General features: G+C 74.9%; 12 protein-coding genes. 11 read left to right on the forward strand and 1 reads right to left on the reverse strand.

Annotation, left to right across the window (positions count from 1 at the left end; genetic code table 11):
- Nucleotides 1–3: 3 nt before the first annotated feature.
- From ACH4T9_RS03180 to ACH4T9_RS03205, 6 genes are all read left to right on the forward strand, one after another.
- Complete coding sequence (locus ACH4T9_RS03180) at nucleotides 4–2,280, forward strand: lantibiotic dehydratase (protein ID WP_396669537.1); 2,277 nt, start codon at nucleotides 4–6, stop codon at nucleotides 2,278–2,280.
- Nucleotides 2,277–3,032: a thioesterase II family protein gene (locus ACH4T9_RS03185; protein WP_396669538.1), complete on the forward strand. Its 756-nt coding sequence runs from the start codon at nucleotides 2,277–2,279 to the stop codon at nucleotides 3,030–3,032. The genes ACH4T9_RS03180 and ACH4T9_RS03185 overlap by 4 nt, the downstream gene beginning before the upstream one ends.
- Nucleotides 3,033–3,061: 29 nt before the next feature.
- Nucleotides 3,062–4,009 carry a zinc-binding alcohol dehydrogenase family protein gene (locus ACH4T9_RS03190; protein WP_396669539.1) on the forward strand — a complete coding sequence of 316 codons (948 nt, stop codon included), beginning with the start codon at nucleotides 3,062–3,064 and terminating at the stop codon, nucleotides 4,007–4,009.
- Nucleotides 4,010–4,014: 5 nt separating this feature from the next.
- On the forward strand, nucleotides 4,015–8,883 hold the full coding sequence (locus tag ACH4T9_RS03195) for an amino acid adenylation domain-containing protein (protein ID WP_396669540.1): 4,869 nt from the start codon (nucleotides 4,015–4,017) through the stop codon (nucleotides 8,881–8,883).
- A complete protein-coding gene (locus tag ACH4T9_RS03200; protein ID WP_396669541.1) occupies nucleotides 8,876–10,171 on the forward strand; it encodes an ATP-grasp domain-containing protein in 1,296 nt (431 codons plus the stop codon). Before ACH4T9_RS03195 ends, ACH4T9_RS03200 begins: the two co-directional genes overlap by 8 nt.
- 106 nt (nucleotides 10,172–10,277) lie before the next feature.
- A complete protein-coding gene (locus ACH4T9_RS03205; RefSeq protein ID WP_396669542.1) occupies nucleotides 10,278–11,003 on the forward strand; it encodes a Clp protease N-terminal domain-containing protein in 726 nt (241 codons plus the stop codon).
- A gap of 75 nt (nucleotides 11,004–11,078) precedes the next feature.
- Here the strand turns inward: ACH4T9_RS03205 and ACH4T9_RS03210 are convergent, their stop codons facing one another.
- Entirely contained in the window at nucleotides 11,079–11,627 is a 549-nt protein-coding gene (locus ACH4T9_RS03210) for a hypothetical protein (protein ID WP_396669543.1), read from the reverse strand.
- A gap of 248 nt (nucleotides 11,628–11,875) precedes the next feature.
- Here ACH4T9_RS03210 and nfi point away from each other — a divergent pair, with 248 nt between their 5' ends.
- The 5 genes from nfi to ACH4T9_RS03235 all read left to right on the forward strand — a co-directional run bounded on the left by nfi (nucleotide 11,876) and on the right by ACH4T9_RS03235 (nucleotide 16,666).
- Nucleotides 11,876–12,490, forward strand: a complete 615-nt coding sequence (nfi, locus tag ACH4T9_RS03215) for a deoxyribonuclease V (RefSeq protein WP_396669893.1) — start codon at nucleotides 11,876–11,878, stop codon at nucleotides 12,488–12,490.
- 144 nt (nucleotides 12,491–12,634) lie between these two features.
- Complete coding sequence (locus ACH4T9_RS03220) at nucleotides 12,635–13,771, forward strand: hypothetical protein (protein ID WP_396669894.1); 1,137 nt, start codon at nucleotides 12,635–12,637, stop codon at nucleotides 13,769–13,771.
- Nucleotides 13,772–13,840: 69 nt separating this feature from the next.
- On the forward strand, nucleotides 13,841–15,226 hold the full coding sequence (locus ACH4T9_RS03225; RefSeq protein WP_396669544.1) for a phosphomannomutase/phosphoglucomutase: 1,386 nt from the start codon (nucleotides 13,841–13,843) through the stop codon (nucleotides 15,224–15,226).
- Nucleotides 15,227–15,287: 61 nt separating this feature from the next.
- Entirely contained in the window at nucleotides 15,288–15,473 is a 186-nt protein-coding gene (locus tag ACH4T9_RS03230; RefSeq protein WP_117665810.1) for a Trm112 family protein, read from the forward strand.
- Complete coding sequence (locus tag ACH4T9_RS03235; RefSeq protein WP_396669545.1) at nucleotides 15,470–16,666, forward strand: SIS domain-containing protein; 1,197 nt, start codon at nucleotides 15,470–15,472, stop codon at nucleotides 16,664–16,666. The genes ACH4T9_RS03230 and ACH4T9_RS03235 overlap by 4 nt, the downstream gene beginning before the upstream one ends.
- The last annotated feature ends 1 nt before the right edge of the window (nucleotide 16,667 follow it).

Below are 16,667 nucleotides of genomic sequence, written 5' to 3' on the forward strand. Positions count from 1 at the left end.
GCCGTGGCCGACCACGCCCCGCACGAACCGGCCGGCCCGCTGCCGTACGGGCCGGACTGGGCGCTCCTGCCGTCGGTCTTCGCCCGGGTGGCCGGCATGCCGATGGACTGGCTCCTCGTCGAGCCGGGGGCCGACCACGCCTCCGCGCGGGCCGCCGGGGAACGGGCCCTGGCCGAGATCGTCCGGCAGCCGCTGTTCGCCGAGGCGTTGACCTGGCAGAACCGGGGCATGTTCCAGCAGTCGCGGCGCAATCTCGACTCCACGCGCCCGCAGCGACGCCGCGAGGCGCAGCGTCGGCTCTGGTCGTACGCGGCCCGGTACTGCGCGAAGAACGACACCATCGGCTTCTTCGGGCCGATCGTCTGGGGTTCGGTCACCGCCGGCGCCACCGACGTCGGCCCGGTGACCGGCCGGCTGCTCCGACGCGGGGTGTTCTTCGAGCACTGGGCGCTGCGGGCGGCAGCCGCCGCGATCGAGACCCGGCACGGCCTCGACCCGTGGACCATCCCGAGGCTGGCCGCCGGGGTGGCCGTTGTCGCCGACGGGGTGCTGCTGGCCGACAACGCCCCGATGCGGCTGGCCGCGCTGCCGCGCCGGGTCGTCGAGGTGTGCGACGGCACCCGGACCGTCGCCGACGTGGTGGACGAACTCGCCGAACACCCCGCGCCGGAGGTCGACGCCGTCCTGACCCGGCTGCGGGCGATGGGAGTCCTCACCGCCGGGCTGGTGGTGCCCCGGCGGGTCGACCCGGAGGCACACCTGCGCGGCCAACTCGCCCGGGTCGCCGATCCTGGTCGCCGAGTGGCGGCGCAGGCGGACCTGGCCGAGTTGGTGGCGGCCCGGAACCGGGTCGCCGACGCCGCCGGGGACGCCGACCGGCTCGCCGATGCCCTCGACGGCCTCAACCAGTCGTTCGTCGGAATCACCGGGCATGCCCCCCAGCGTGGTGCCGGCCGTTTCTACGCCGGGCGGGGAGTGGTCTACGAGGACTGCCTCGGCGACCTTCCGGTTCGCCTCGGCACCGATGTGCTGGACCGGATCCGTCCCGCCCTGGAACTGTTGCTGTTCAGCGCGGCCTGGTTCACCCGGGCGGTGGCCCAGGAGTACGAGCGGTTCGTCGCGGACCTGATCACCGAGCGCGAGCCGGCACCCGGCGCCGGGGTACCGCTGTCGGAGGTCCTGACGGCGGTGGCCGGCACGACCGAGTGGGGTGCCGCGTCCCCGGCCGACGCCGTCGCGCAGCGGCTGCGCCGGACCTGGCACGCCCTCCTGGTCGCCGGCGCGGACCCGGGCCGGCGGCGGATCGGGCACGACGCGGCTGCCCTGCGGCCCCTGGTCGAGTCCGCCTTCGCCCACGATGTGGTGGGCTGGCGCGGCACCCGGCTGTACAGCCCCGACCTGATGATCGCCGCCCGGTCGGCGGCGGACCTGCGCGACGGGCGGTTCCTGGCTGTCCTCGGCGAACTGCACCCGGCCCACAACACCATGGACGTGTTGGCCGCCGACGCCTGGCATCCGGACCGCGACCGGTGGCACGCAATGCTGGACCGCAGCGCCCCCGCCGAACGGGTGACGCCGCTGTACCCGCTGGACCACGAGCAGATCAACTCCCGGACCGTCCCGCCGTCGGCCTATCTGTCGCCGTCCGCCACCTACCTGGGGCTGGGCTCCGGCGCGCCGTACCACCCCCGGGACGCCCGGCTGCTCCCGGTGTCGGCGCTGCGCGCGACCCGCGTCGGCGACCGGGTCGTCATCACCTCGTCGGTCGACCCGGAGTACGCCGGCGACGTGCCCACCGTCTTCGGTGAGCTGCTGGCCAACGCGGCGGCCACCCGGTTCGGGGTCCTGCCGGCCGCCGACCACCGCCCCCGGCTGTGCATCGACGACCTGGTGGTGCAGCGGGAGAGCTGGACGTTGTCCTACCCCGAGTTGCCCAACTCGAAGCAGAGCACCGACCGGGCGTACGGCGAGCTGCGGGCCGTCGGCGCGGCCCGGGACATGCCCCGGCACGTGTTCGTCACCGTCGGCGGCGAGCGCAAGCCGTTCCACCTGGACTTCGACAATCCGCTGTCGGTGGAGGTGCTGCTCACGCACATCCGGCGACAGCGCCGTGCCGATCCGACGGGGCGGGTCACCTTCGTGGAGATGCTGCCCGCCCCCGATCAGCTCTGGCTGGCCGACGGGGCGGGTCGCCGGTACACCGCCGAGTTCCGGATCGCCTGCGTCGACCAGCGAAGCGGCGGCAACGGACACCCCTCGTCCCCGGGAGCGCAACGATGAGTGCCGCCCGTCTCGTCCCCCCGCCGGGCCCCGCCGACGATCGCCCGGTGCTGATCGTCGTCCCGTACGCGGGCAGCGGCGTCGCGCCGTTCCGGGACTGGGGCGCTGACCTGGCGAGCCTGGCCACGGTCACCGCCGTCCTGCTCCCGGGCCGGGAACAGCTGTTCGGCAAGCCGGCGCTGACCTCGATGACCGACATCCTGCGCGGGCTGACCCCTCAGGTCGCCGCGCTGCGGCCCCGGCCGGTGGTGCTGTTCGGGCACAGTCTGGGCGCGGCGGTCGCCTTCGGACTGGCCCGCGAGCTGTGCCGGGAAGGCGTTCCGCCGGCCGCTCTGATCGTCTCCGGAGCCGGCAGCCCCTGCCGCCGGGACCCCACCGACGTGATGCACCTGCTCAGCGACGACGCCCTGCTGCAACGCACCGTCGACTACGGCGGAATGCCCCCGGAACTGCTGGCCAGCCGCGATCTGCTGGCCATGTTCACCCCGATCCTGCGCGCCGACTACCAGGTCCTGGAGACCTGGACCGTGGACCCGCTGCCGCCGCTGGACCTCCCGGTGACGGTGCTGCGCGGGGTCAGCGACACCTCGGTCACCGACTACCAGGCCGACGGGTGGCGCACCCACACCGTCGCGCCGCCCGTCGAACGGTTCTTCCCCGGTGGGCACTTCTTCGTCCACACCGCCCGGGAGGAAGTGCTCCACACCGTCCGCGACGTGCTGGCCGCCGTGCCCCGCCGCGCCTACACCTGACCCGCGACACAACGATTAGGAGAAGTACCTTGCACGCGATCTCGTTGACCGGTCACGGCCCCGGAGGCCTGGAGATCCACGACGTACCGGATCCGGTCGCCGCCGGCAACCAGACCCTGCTCCGCGTCCGCAGCGCGGGCGTCAACTTCTCCGACGTCCACCTCGTCGAGGGAACCTACTCCCTCAAGCCGCCGCTGCCGTACCGCCCGGGGATCGAGGCGGTGGGCACCACCGCCGACGGCCGCCGGATGCTGGGCCGGGCCAGGCAGGGGGCCTGGGCGGAGGTGTTCGTCGCCGAGCAGTTCCTCGACGTGCCCGATTTCGTTTCCGACCGGGCCGCCCTCGCGATGGCCACCCAGGGGTTCACCGCCTGGCACATCCTGCGGACCATGGCCCGGATCACCCGTGGGGACACCGTCGCGGTGATGGCCGCCGCCGGCGGCGTCGGGTCGGTCGCCGTGCAGCTCGCCAAGGCGTGGGGGGCCCGCCGGGTGATCGGCGCGGCGTCCACCCCGGCCAAGCGCGCGCACGCCGCCGCCCTGGGCGCCGACGAGACGGTGGACTCCACCATCAGCGACATCGGCGCGGCCCTGGTCGAGGCGAACGGGGGTCGCATGGTCGACGTGATCCTGGAGATGCACGGCGGGCCGCAGCTCGACTCGGCCCTCGCCGCGCTGGCACCGTGCGGGCGGATGGTGATCTTCGGCGCGGCCTCAGGGGAGCCCGGCACCCCGGTCCGGCCCGAGTCGCTGATGGCCGGCACCCGGACCATCGCCGGCTTCTCGGCGTACAACCTGGTCTCCGACCGGCACGAGGTGTTCCCGGAGACCATGGTGGGACTGTTCGGCATGATCAAGAAGGGGCAGCTCGACGTGGAGACGGGCCGGTCGTACCCGTTCAGGGACGTGGCGCAGGCCGTGACCGACATGCGGGCGCGGGTCACGACCGGCAAGGTCAGCCTGGACTTCGTGGGCTGAGCCGGATGGAAGCCGTCCCTGCCGGGATCCCCGCCGCCCTGGGCCGCGTCGTGGCCGCCCACCCCGACCGCACGGCGCTGGTCGTCGCCGACGACGCTGTCACGTACGCCGAGCTCGGCCGCCGGGTCGACGCGGTGGCCGTCGCCCTGGCCGGGTACGAGGTGGGCCGGGGCGACGTGGTGGGCCTCCGCCTCGACCGGTCCGTCGACATGGTGGTGGCCCTGTTCGGGGTGCTGCGGGCGGGCGCGGCGTACGTCCCGGTGGACCCGGCGCATCCGGCCCGACGCCAGGCGGCGGTCCTGGCGGAGGCCGGCGTCACCCGGCTGATCACCGGACCGGGCACCCCGACCGGCCCGGACGTCGTGGTGCCGGAGCTGGCCGACGCGCTGCGCGGGGAGGTCACCGTCGACGCCGCTGCGCTCGCCCGGCTGCCCGAGGTCACCGACGCGGACCTGGCGTACGTGGTGTTCACCTCCGGTTCCACCGGTCGTCCGAAGGGGGCGATGGTGCCGCACGGGGCGGTCCTGGCGCTGGCCGGCGGACTCCTCGCCTGCGGGGCGGCCGGGCCGGGACACGACGTGGTGGCATGGAACGCCGGCCTCTCCTTCGACGCCTCGGTCCAGCAGTGGTCGCGGCTGCTGCGTGGGGACACCGTGGTCCTGCTCCGCGAGGCCGACCGGCTCGACCCGTCCGCGTTCGCCGAGGTGCTGCGCACCCGTCGGGTCACCGACCTCGACATCACCCCCACCCACCTGCGGGCGCTGCTGCCGTACCTGGACCAGTGCGGTGACCTGCGCATCCTGGTCGGCGGCGAGGCCATCGGGGACGAACTGTGGGCGGAGCTGACCGCGCGGGCCGGGACGACGGCGTACAACGTCTACGGGCCGACCGAGTGCACCGTGGACACGGTGGTGGCCCGGATCGGCAAGGCGGACCTGCCGGTGATCGGCCGGCCCCTGCCGGGCGTCCGCGCCCGGGTGGTCGACCCGGCGCTGCGCGAGGTGGGGCCCCAGGAACTGGGTGAGTTGCTCCTCGCCGGCCCCCAGGTGGCCTGGGGGTATCTGGGGCGGCCCGCGGCGACCGCCCTGGCGTTCGTGCCGGATGCCGGCGCCGGACCGGGCGGGCGGGCATACCGCACCGGCGACCTGGTGCGGCGGCTGCCCGACGGGGACCTGGCGTACCACGGACGCCGCGACCATCAGGTGAAGATCCGGGGAGTGCGGATCGAGTTGGGCGACATCGAGCACGCGTTGCGCCGACTGCCCGGGGTCACCGATGCCGTGGCGCTGGTCCGCGACGGCGCTGTCATGGCGGTGGTCACCGGGCGACCCGACCCCGGTGCCTGGCGCGCCGACCTGGCCGACGCACTGCCGGCCGTCGCCGTACCCGCCGACCTGGTGGTCCTGGCGGCGCTGCCGCGCAACGCCAGCGGCAAAGCCGACCGGGCGGCCGTGGCCGCCCTGCTCCGCGCCGGCCGTGCGACCCCGGCCGACCCCGCTCCCGCCGCGCCGCCGATGACCGACCGGGAACGCTACGTCGCCCGGCTCTGGACGGAGGTCTTCGGGGCCCGTGACCTCAGCGCGGACAGCGAGTTCGCCGCGCACGGCGGGCACTCCCTGTCCGCGATGGTCGTCGCCGGGCGGGTGGCCCGGGAGACCGGGCTGGCCGTCACCGTCGCCGACGTTCTCGCCGAACCCACCGTCGGTGGGTTCGCCGCCCTCCTGGACGTCCGACCCGCCGCCGCCGCGCCGCCCCGACCCGCCCGCCCGGTCACCGGGGGCCGGCGCAGCGCTCCGCTGGCTCCCCAGCAGGAGGGGCTGTTCCTGCTCCACCAGATGTACCCGCACTGCGCCGCCTACCACGTCCCGGCGCTGCTGCGCCTGCGTGGCCCGGTCGACCTGGCTCGTCTCGACCGCGCGGTCGCCACCGTGCTGGGGCGGCACGCGGCCCTGCGTACCCGGGTCGGAACGGTCGCCGCCCGGCCGGTCCAACTGGTGGCGGACCCGCCGGAGGACGGCGGCCTGGTGGTGGCCGATCCCACCAGCACCGTCGAGGACTGGGCGGCCGAGGTGGTGCGCCGCCCGTTCCGGCTGGACACCGGCCCCCTGTTCCGGGCGGAGGTGCTGGTCACCGGAGCGGACACCTGCCTGCTCGCCCTGGTCGGGCACCACATCGTGGTCGACGGCTGGTCCATCGAGGTGATCCAGCGCGACATCGGTCGGGCGTACCGGGGGGAGAGCCTCCCCGAGCCGGTGCAGTTCCCCGCGGTCGCCGCCGCCGCCCGTTCCCCGGAGCACCGGGCCATGGTCGAGTCGGAACTCGCCTGGTGGCGCAAGCGGCTGGCCGACCTGCCCGGGCCGGTCCGGCTGCCGTTCGCCCGCCGCCGCCCGGTCACCCCCCGGTTCCGGGCCGGGCGGGTGGCCCACCGGCTCCCCGGACAGGTGGCCAGCGAGCTGCGCGACCTCGCGGTACGTCACCGGGTGCCGCTGTTCCCCCTGCTCGCCCTGGGCCTGGCGACGGTGCTCAACCGGTACACCGGGCAGGACGACCTGGTCATCGGCACCCCGGTCGCGGACCGGGACGACGCGGACCTGGCCGATTCGGTGGGCTTCTTCAACAACTCGTTGGTCCTGCGCCTGGCCGTGGACCGGAACCGGTCGGTGCGGGACAACCTGCGCGTGGTGGCCGACGAGGTCGCCACGGCCCTGGCCCACCGGCGCGTGCCCTTCGACGAGCTGGTCCGGGAACTCGCCCCGCCCCGGGTCGCCGCGGCCAACCCGATCTTCCAGATCTGGTGCAACCTGCTGTCGTATCCGGCGACGCCGCTGGACCTCGGCCCGGGGACCCGGGTCGAGGTGCTCACCCCGCCGTTGCCGGGGGCGTTGTTCGACATCTCGGCGTACTTCGTCGACGACCGGGACGGTGTCGGGCTGGAGCTGGTCTACGACCTGGACCTGTTCGACCACGACCAGATCGAGGCGGTGGCCGACGACTGCGTACGGGTGCTCGCCGACCTTCCTCGCGACGCTGCCCGGCTGCTCGACGACGTCGGACGGGCCGACACGAGCACGGTACGGTCCCCCTGGCGGGCCTACCCGCCCGTCACCTCGTCCGCGGCGGAACTCGGGCGCACCCTCCTGGCCGCCCTGCGGCGCACCGGGAACAGCCCCGCGGTCCTGGCCGGTGACGAGACGGTGACCGGCGATCGGCTCGCCTCGACCGCCGTCGGTCTCGGGGCGGCGCTGGACCGCGTCGACCCTGGGCGGCGGCGTGCGGTGGCGGTGCTGGGTGGCCGGAGTCCGGCGCTGGTCGCGGCCCTGGTCGCCGTGTTGGCCGGAGCCAGGACGTTTCTGCTGGTCGACGCCGCCCTGCCGCCGACCCGCCGAGAGCGGATGCTGGCCGCCGCCGGCGACCCGGTCGTGGTCGATGCCACCGGTGACCGTCCGGTCGTGCGCCCGGACCACGCCACCGGCATCCCGGCGGCTCGGGCCGAAGCGTCACCGGTGTCCGGTTCGGAATCGTTGCCTGCCGGGACGGCCTACCTCGCGTTCACCTCCGGCAGCACCGGTCACCCCCGGCCGGTGGCCGCCTCGGCGGCCCCGCTGGCGGCCCTGCTCCAGTGGTACCCGGCCGCGTACCGGCTCACCGGGGAGGATCGGTTCTCCGCGCTCGCCGGGGTCGGCCACGACCCCCTGCTCCGTGAGGTGCTGGTCGCGGTGGCGGTGGGTGCGCCGGTGCACCTGCCGGCAGCCTCGGAGGCCGCGTCGCCGACCGCGCTGGTCCGCTGGCTCGCCGCCCGGCGGATCACCGTTCTGCACCTGAGTCCCGCCCTGGGGCGGCTGCTCGTCGCGGCTGGTCAGGCGTCCGGCGTCCGGCTGGTCGACGTCCGGCTGGTCGCCTTCGGTGGCGGCGCGGTGGACGCTCGGGACGTCGCTGGTATCGCCCGGCTCTGTCCCAGGGCGCGGGTGGTGTCGCACTACGGTGCCACCGAGACCCCCCAGGTGGCCGCCACGATCGACCACGGCCACCCCCGGTCCCGGGAGACCGCCGACAACCGACCGCTGGTCGGCCCGGCCTCGCCCACCGCCGAGATCCTGCTCACCGACGACGACGGGCGCCCGGTGCCGGTCAACGTGGTGGGCGAGATCCGGGTCCGCAGCCCGTACCTGGCCCTCGGGTATCCGGGGGACCCGATTGGCACGGCCCACCGGTTCGGGCCGGATCCGCACGGCGAGAAGGGCGTGCGGCTGTACCGGACCGGGGATCTCGGGATGGCCCGGCCGGACGGCACCATCGAGTTCCGGGGCCGGGCCGACCGGCAGGTCAGCCTCAACGGCACCCGGGTCGAGCTGGACGAGATCGAGGCGGTGCTGCGGGAGCACCTCGACGTGACCGACTGCCTCCTGCTCGCTGACGGGCCCGACGGGGTCACCGCGTACGTGGCCGGGCCGCCGGAGCTGACCGGGGACGGATTGCGCCGGCACCTCGCCGACCTGCTGCCGGCCACCATGCACCCCGGTGACCTGCGGATTCTGGCGGCCATGCCGCTCACCCCGAACGGCAAGCCGGACATTGCCGCGCTGCGCGCGATCGCCGTCACGGCCACCGCACGCGCCGACGGGCCCATGGTGTCGCTGGTCGAGCGGGTCTGCGCCGCCGCCCTGGGCCGCGACACCCTCGGCCCGGATGTCAACTTCTTCGATGCCGGTGGTTCGTCGCTCAGGCTGATCGAGGTGGAGGCCCGGCTCAGCCGTGCCCTGGGCGCTCCCGTCGGGCTGGCCACCCTCTTCCAGAATCCGACCGTCCGATCGCTGGCGGCGGCCGTCGACCGGGTCGCGACCCAACCATCGAAAGGGAGTGTCCCGGGTGAGTAGTCCGGACGATCGGCGGGCCCTGATCCTCGTCGGGTACGTGCAGGGTTGGTTGCCGTTGCTGCGCCGCACCGTCGGCGACCTGCGGGTGATCATCATTGAGGAGCCGGCCGTGGCGTACGCCCGGGGGGCCCGCGCCCACCTCGCCGCCCACTGGCCCGAGTGCGACCTGTACGAACTGGACTTCCGACGCCCGATGGCGGCCGACCTGTTCCACCTCTGGCATCCGGACCTGCGGATCCAGGCGGTCGTCCCGGTCGACGACGCGGGGGTGGTGTTCGCGGCGCGGTTGGCACAGCGCCTCGGCCTGCCCGGCGCCGGACCGGCGTCGGCGGAGATCCTCGGCGACAAGTTCCTGCTACGCCAGGTGGCGGAGGCCGGTGGCGTCGTCGGCCCGCAGTGGCGGCTCATCCGCTCGCCCGCCGACGCGGTGGCCTTCGCCGAGCGGGTTCCCGGCGGGCTGGTGCTCAAGCCGACCGCGCGGGCGGGCTCGTCCGGGGTGCAGATCGTCCCGGACGCCGCCGACGTTTCCGCGGGCTGGGAACGGATGGTCGCCCCGCCCGCGCACAGCAGCACGCGCTTCCCGGCGGTGGAGTCCTACCTGGCCGAGCGGCGCATGGTCGGGCGGCAGTACAACGTGAACCTGCTGGTCCTCCGGGGAGAGGTGCTCTTCCGCAACGTCACCGCCACCGATGTCGCCCCGGGTGCGCATCCGGTGCCGGTGACCGAGACCATCGACCCGGACCTGCCGTCGGCGCAGTACGCCCAACTGGTCGCCGCGGCGGAGCGGCTGGTCGCGGCAGTCGACTTCGACACGGGGTTCATCCACAGCGAGTGGATCCTGGAAGACGGCGTGGTCCGGCTGGTGGAGTGCGCGGGACGCCTCGCCGGCGGCCCGATCATGATGATGATCGGTTACGCGTACTCCTACGACGTCGTCGCGGCGTACCTGGCGGTGATGTCCGGCGAGCCGCTGGACGTGGCCCCGCCGGCCCAGCCGCGCTCGGCCTCGACGCTGCTGACCAAGCACGTCCGGTCGGGGCGGGTGACGGCGATCACCGGCGTCGAGGCGGCCCGGGACCGGGATGGTGTCCTGGCCCTGGACGTTTTCGTCACCGAGGGGGACCAGGTGGGGGAACTGGTCTCTCTGCCGAGCGTGGCCGCCAGGGTGGTCACGCTGGGCCGGACCGTCGCCGAGGCCCGGCGGGCCGGCGAGGGCGCCCTCGCCGTCCTCGATGTCAGCACCGTCCCTTCCGGGGTCGAGGACGGCCGAGGCGGGAGTGCGGCATGAGCGCATCATTACCAGCCCGGCCGAGAGGCGGGCGGGCCGGGCACGACGTCGGCAAATCGTCAACTCAGGGTTGACGAGTGGGCATCCGTCAACCTATGGTTGACGCATGACGAATCCTGCCCAGATGCCCAGTACGATCCGCCTCGACGACCTCATCGCGGGGATCAAGAAGGCCCACACCGACACCCTCGACCAGCTCTCCGGAGCGGTCGTGGTGGCCGACCACCTCGGCGACCTCGCCGACCACCTGATCGGCCACTTCGTCGACCAGGCCCGCCGCTCCGGCGCGTCCTGGACCGACATCGGGCGCAGCATGGGGGTGAGCAAGCAGGCGGCGCAGAAGAGGTTCGTGCCCAGGGCGTCCACCGAGCCGTCGGCCCTGAACCCTGCCCGCGGGTTCGACAACTTCACCCCGCGCGCCCGCAATGTCGTGATCGCGGCCCAGGAGGCGGCCCGCGCCGCCGGGAACGCCGAGATCCGCCCCGAGCACCTGGTGCTCGGGCTGCTCGGCGAGCCCGACGGCCTCGCCGCGCGGGCGGTCGTCGCCCAAGGCGTACCGCTGGAGCGGTTGCGGGAGGCCGCGACCGCGGCCCTGCCGGCGCCGACCGACACGCTGCCCGCCCTGATCCCGTTCGACCCCGGAGCCAAGAAGGCGCTCGAACTCACCGTGCGGGAGGCGCTGCGGCTCGGTCACCGACACGTCGGCACCGAGCACGTCCTGCTCGGCCTGCTGGAGGTGGAGAACGGTGCCGGCGTGCTCACCGGGCTCGGGGTGGAGAAGGCCGCCACGGAGGCCACCGTCGCCGAGGCTCTCGCCGCCGCACAGGAGTAGGAGGGCCTCCCGCGCCTCGTGGCGGGAAGGGGCCGGCGCGCCGCCGCCCGGCGACCGTCGGGCGGCGGCGGGGCGTCAGGAGGCCGTGGGCGGCACCGAAGAGTCGGGTGCGGCGGCGGGGAGGCCGTACCGGAGCGCGTGCTCGGGATCGGCCGGGTCGACCTGGCGGATGCCGGCGTCGGCGAGCCGCTTGTTGACCTCGTCGAGCTGCTCGCGGACCAGCCGGGCCTCCTCCTCGGTGACCCGGCCCCGGTGCGGCTTGCCGGCGTGCTCGATGGTGCCGTAGTCCGGCTTCTCGGCGCCCTTGCGCGCCTTCGGCGGGCGGACCCGTTCGGCGGTCTTCAGCAGTTGGGCCATCGGCACGTCGGTGGCCATCGCGTCGAACTCGCTGGCGGTCAGCACCACCCGGCGGGGCTCGCCGCCGCCGTGCTGGTCGTGGATCTCCACCACCGCGACGTCCAGCGTGGCGTCGTCGATGCTCTCCACCTCGGCCGCGGTGGCGTCCAGCTGCACGGGGCCGGCGACCAGGTCGGGGTGCTCCAGCACCACGACGCGGACCACCTCGTCGCCCGGCCGCAGAACGGTGCCGCTGAAGTCGGAGACGTGGATCGTCTTCTTGCCCATGCGCGGAGCTTCTCCTGTCGATGACCGGAATTTCGGACCAGAAGAAGTTACCCGACAGGTGTGCGAAAACCCCGGCTGGACCCGGCCGGGTGTGTCGTCACCGACGCTGGTCCGTTGCGCCCGCGGGGACGGCGGACCATGCTCACCCGATGGCTGACCCATCGGCGACCCACTTGCCACGCGGACCCGAGGCGCGAGCTCATCGGCCGCCGCGCACCGAGGCCGAGGCGCTCGCCGTACAGGACCGGATGCGACCCCTCGCCGACCTGGTCGGGCCGGGCCCCACCGCGCCCGCGACGGTGGCCGGCCTGGACGTCGCGTACGCCGAGAGCGGCGACCGGCTCGCGGCGGCCGTCACCGTGCTGGACGCCCGGACGCTGGCCGTGGTGGACCGGGCGGTCGGCGTGGGGCGGCCCGCGTTCCCCTATGTCCCTGGGCTGTTCGCCTTCCGGGAACTGCCCGCGCTGCTGGACGTGCTGGAGAAGCTGACCGTCCGCCCGGAGCTGCTGGTCTGCGACGGGCACGGGCTGGCCCACCCGCGCCGGTTCGGGCTCGCCTGCCACCTGGGCGTGGTCACCGGGCTGCCCGCGATCGGGGTGGGCAAGACGCCGCTGGTCGGCGAGTGGGAGCCGCCGGCGGACCGGCGCGGCGCCTGGTCGCCGCTGCGCGACGGCGGGGAGGTGGTCGGCCGGGTGCTGCGCACCCGGGACGGGGTGAAGCCGGTCTTCGTCAGCGTCGGGCACCGGATGGGCCTGGACAACGCCTGCGCCCGGGTGCTCGCGCTGACGCCGAGGTACCGGCTGCCGGAGACCACCCGCACCGCCGACCGACTCTGCCGCGAGGCGCTGGCCGCCGCCTGCTGACGGACCCGCCGCCCGCCCGCGCGGCGGGCGGGGGTGGTTTCCGTAACGCAAAGCACATGCGGGGCGCTCGACGAACTACCGGGCCCCGCACCCGGTAGTAACCTGACCAGCGGACCCCACCCGGGGAGGAACGGCGAGGTGAGCATGGCGGTACGTCGGCGGGCGACGCGGATCGCGGCGGTCTGCGTGATGCTGGGCGGCCTCGTGGCCGTCGGGGCGACGCCGGCCCTGGCCGACGGCGACTCGGTGCGGGTGCGCTCGGCCGACAGCTTCCGGCCGGGCGGCTCGCCGGGGGCGGTCAACGTCGAGGTGCGCAAGCGCACCGGGGGCTGCGTGCTGGTCCGTACCGGGTTGGGGCTGCGGCTCGACGGCCTCGCCGCGGACCAGGCCTCCGTCCAGGTGGCCACGGCCGGTCGGTGGTGGCCGGTGTCGGTCTCCGGCGGCGGGGGCCGGGTGACCGCGAGTCAGGTCACGCCGACGAACCCTACGCTGTGCAAGGGCAAGAGCCTCACGGTGCGCTACCGGGTGACGTTCCGGGCGGGCACGCCGGGAGGCCGGCTGGAGCTGGCGGGTGAGGCGACCAACGCGTTCGGCCGTGCCCTCGGCCGGGACGCCACCGCGGCCCGGGTGATCGGGGAGAGGAAGAAGCCGAGCCCGTCGCCCACCTCGTCGCGTACGCCGTCGCCGAGCCCGACCGTCGCGCCGACCGAGGCGGTGGACGTCGGCGGCCCGACCCTGGCCGTGGCCGCCGCCCGGGCCGGCTCGGCAACCACGGTCGCCGCCGAGGAGGACTCCGGCGGTCTGTCGGTGTTCATGCTCTTCGGCATCGGCCTGGTCGTGGTGGGCGTCGGCCTGATCGTGCTGCTGGTACGCCGGTCCCGGGCCGACAAGGAGCCGGCCGCCGACCGGGGCGAGTACCCGCCGGTGCCGCTGCCGCGCAACCCGGGCGGCACCACGTACCGCTCCGGTGGCGGGGCGGCGACCCCGCCCGCGCCGCCCACCGGCGGGGTGTACGGCCGGCCGGCCGCACCCCCGTCCGGCGGGACGTACGGCGCCCGCCCCGGCCCGCCGGCCGCCCCGCCGGTCAGTGGCGGCGGGGTCTACGGCGGTGGAACGGCGCACCCGGCCGGCGACACCCCGCCCCGGCAGCCCGGCCCGCCCGAGGCGCCCGGTCCGGGTGGGCTGCCCGGTCCGAGTGGGACGCCGCCCGGTCCGGGTGGGCCGCCCGCGCCAGCCGGTGGCGGCGACGCGACGACGATCATGCCCCGCCTCCCCGGCTGAGGCGGGGGAGGCGGGGGCGCTCCGATACGCTCAGGTGCGTTGAGGACCTGCGGCCAAGGAGCGGAACCCGTGTCTGATCTGTCCCGGATCGTGAAGGCGTACGACGTCCGGGGCACGGTGCCGGACGAGTGGGACGAGCGGGCGGCCGAGGCGCTCGGCGTCGCCTTCGGTCAGGTGCTCGCCGCCGCCGACGAGCCCGGCGACGCGGTGGTGATCGCGCACGACATGCGGGCCAGCGGCCCGGCCCTGGCCGAGGCGTTCGCCGCCGGCGTCCGGGCGCAGGGGCGGTCGGTGATCGAGCTGGGGCTCGCCTCCACCGACATGCTCTACTACGCCTCCGGCATCCTCGGCCTGCCCGGTGCCATGTTCACGGCCAGCCACAACCCGGCCAAGTACAACGGCATCAAGTTGTGCCGCTCGGCCGCCCGCCCGATCGGGCAGGACAGCGGCCTGGCCGAGATCCGGGACCGGGCGCAGGCGCTGCTCGACTCCGGTGCCGCGCCCCCGGCCGAGGCTTCGACCCGGCCGACCGAGCGGCGCGACCTGCGCCCGGAGTACGCCGCCTACCTGCGCGGGCTGGTAGACCTCTCCGGCATCCGGCCGCTGAAGGTCGTGGTCGACGCCGGCAACGGGATGGGCGGTTGGACGGTGCCCAGCGTGCTCGGCGACGCCGTGCTGCCGGCGCTGCCGCTGGAGATCGTGCCGCTCTACTTCGAGCTGGACGGCACGTTCCCCAACCACGAGGCCAACCCGCTGGACCCGGCGAACCTGGTCGACCTCCAGCGGGCCGTCCGCGAGCACGGCGCCGACCTGGGGCTGGCCTTCGACGGCGACGCCGACCGCTGCTTCGTCATCGACGAGCGCGGCGAGCCGGTCTCCCCGTCGGCGATCACCGCCCTCGTGGCGGTCCGCGAGTTGGCCCGGCATCCCGGGTCCACGGTGATCCACAACCCGATCACCTCCCGGGCCGTGCCGGAGATCATCGCCGAGCACGGCGGCAAGCCGGTGGTGGCCCGGGTCGGGCACTCCTTCATCAAGGCCGAGATGGCCCGCACCAACGCCGTCTTCGGTGGCGAGCACTCCGCCCACTACTACTTCCGGGACTTCTGGTTCGCCGACACCGGCATGCTGGCCGCGATGCACGCCCTCGCCGCGCTGGGCGAGCAGGACCTGCCGCTGTCCGAGCTGGCCCGGGAGTACGAGCGGTACGTCGCGTCCGGCGAGATCAACTCTACGGTGGCCGACCAGTCGGCGAGGGTGGCCGAGGTGCGCGCCGCGTACCCGGGGGCGAGCGCCGACGAGCTGGACGGGCTCACCCTGAGCTTCCCCGACGGCGCCTGGTTCAACCTGCGTGCCAGCAACACCGAGCCGCTGCTGCGGCTGAACGTCGAGGCGCCGACCGAGGAGCGGATGATCTCGCTCCGCGACGAGGTGCTCGACCGGGTTCGCCGATAAGATCGCCTGCGCCGGTCGGCACCGTCGACCGCCGCCCCCGCACCGTGGAAGGAGCCGCACCATGGCCCTGGACCCGCAGTTGCTCGAGATCCTCGCCTGTCCGGACACACACCACGCCCCGCTGGACTACGACGCCGGGGCGCAGACACTGACCTGCACCGAGTGCGGTCGGATCTTCGAGGTACGCGACGACGTGCCGGTGCTGCTGCTCGACGAGGCGCGCGGCGGACCCGCGCAGCAGCCGTGATGGAGGGAACGGCCGGAGTCAGCGGCCGCCGCGACGCCGACGAGTCCCTGCTGGACGACCCGGACGCCCTCGCGGAGCGCGACCCGGGCGGCATGCTCCGGTTCACCGCCTCCGCCGGGGCGCAGGTCCGGGAGTCCGCTGCCCTGACCGCCGAGACGAACCTGACCGCGCTCGCCGACGACGGCCGCCCCCGGGCGGTCGTCATCGCCGGCATCGGCACGGCCGGGCGCACCGGGGACGTGCTGGCCACGGTCGCCGGGCCGCGCTGCCCGGTCCCGGTCATCCCGCACCGCAGCGCCGGCGTGCCCGGTTGGGTGGGCGCCGCCGACGTGGTGATCGCGGTCAGCGCCTCCGGCCGCAGTCCCGAGGCGCTCGGCGCTGCGGAGGCCGCGCACCGCCGGGGCGCCCGGCTGGTCGCCGTCGGCGCCCCCGACTCGCAGTTGCAGGCGGCGGCCGAGCGGGCCCGCGCGCCGTTCATCCCGGTGCCCCGCCGCGCCCCGGCCCGGGCCAGCCTGTGGGCGCTCACCGTGCCGGTTCTGCTCGCCGCCCGTACGCTCGGGCTCGTGAAGGTCAACGAGGCGGATCTGGCCGAGACGGCGGCGCGGCTCGACGCGGACGCCGACCGGTGCCGTGCCACGGCCGAATCGTTCGTCAACCCCGCGAAGTCGCTGGCACTCGGGCTGGCCGGGTCGATCCCCATCGTCTGGGGCTCGTCGCCGCTGGCCACCGTGGCGGCCCGCCGGTTCGGCGACACCCTGTCGGCCAACGCCCGCTATCCCGTGGTCAGCGGGGCGCTCGGCGAGGCCGGCCGGGGGCGCGTCGGCCTGCTCGACGGCGTGTTCGGCGGCCTCGCCGAGGGAATGCGGGACATCTTCGCCGATCAGGAGGAGACCGAGGCGGCGGGCACCCGGCTGCGGCTGGTGCTGCTGCGCGACGGCGGCCTCAACGCCGAGGACGACGCCGACGAGCCGCTGGCGGTCGAGGAGCGTCGGGCCGACGCCGTGCAGACCCTCGCCGAGCGGCGCGGGGTGCGCTGCGACGTGGTGACCGCCGAGGGCGGCTCCGCGCTGGAGCGGCTCGCCTCGCTGGTGGCGGTGCCGGACTTCGCCTCGGTCTACCTGGCCCTGGCACACGGACTGGACCCGATGGCGGTTCCGGCCATCACAGAAATGAAGGAGCTGGCAAACCAGTGAG

This window comes from Micromonospora sp. NPDC020750, assembly GCF_044334565.1.
In the GTDB taxonomy this organism is placed as follows: domain Bacteria; phylum Actinomycetota; class Actinomycetes; order Mycobacteriales; family Micromonosporaceae; genus Micromonospora.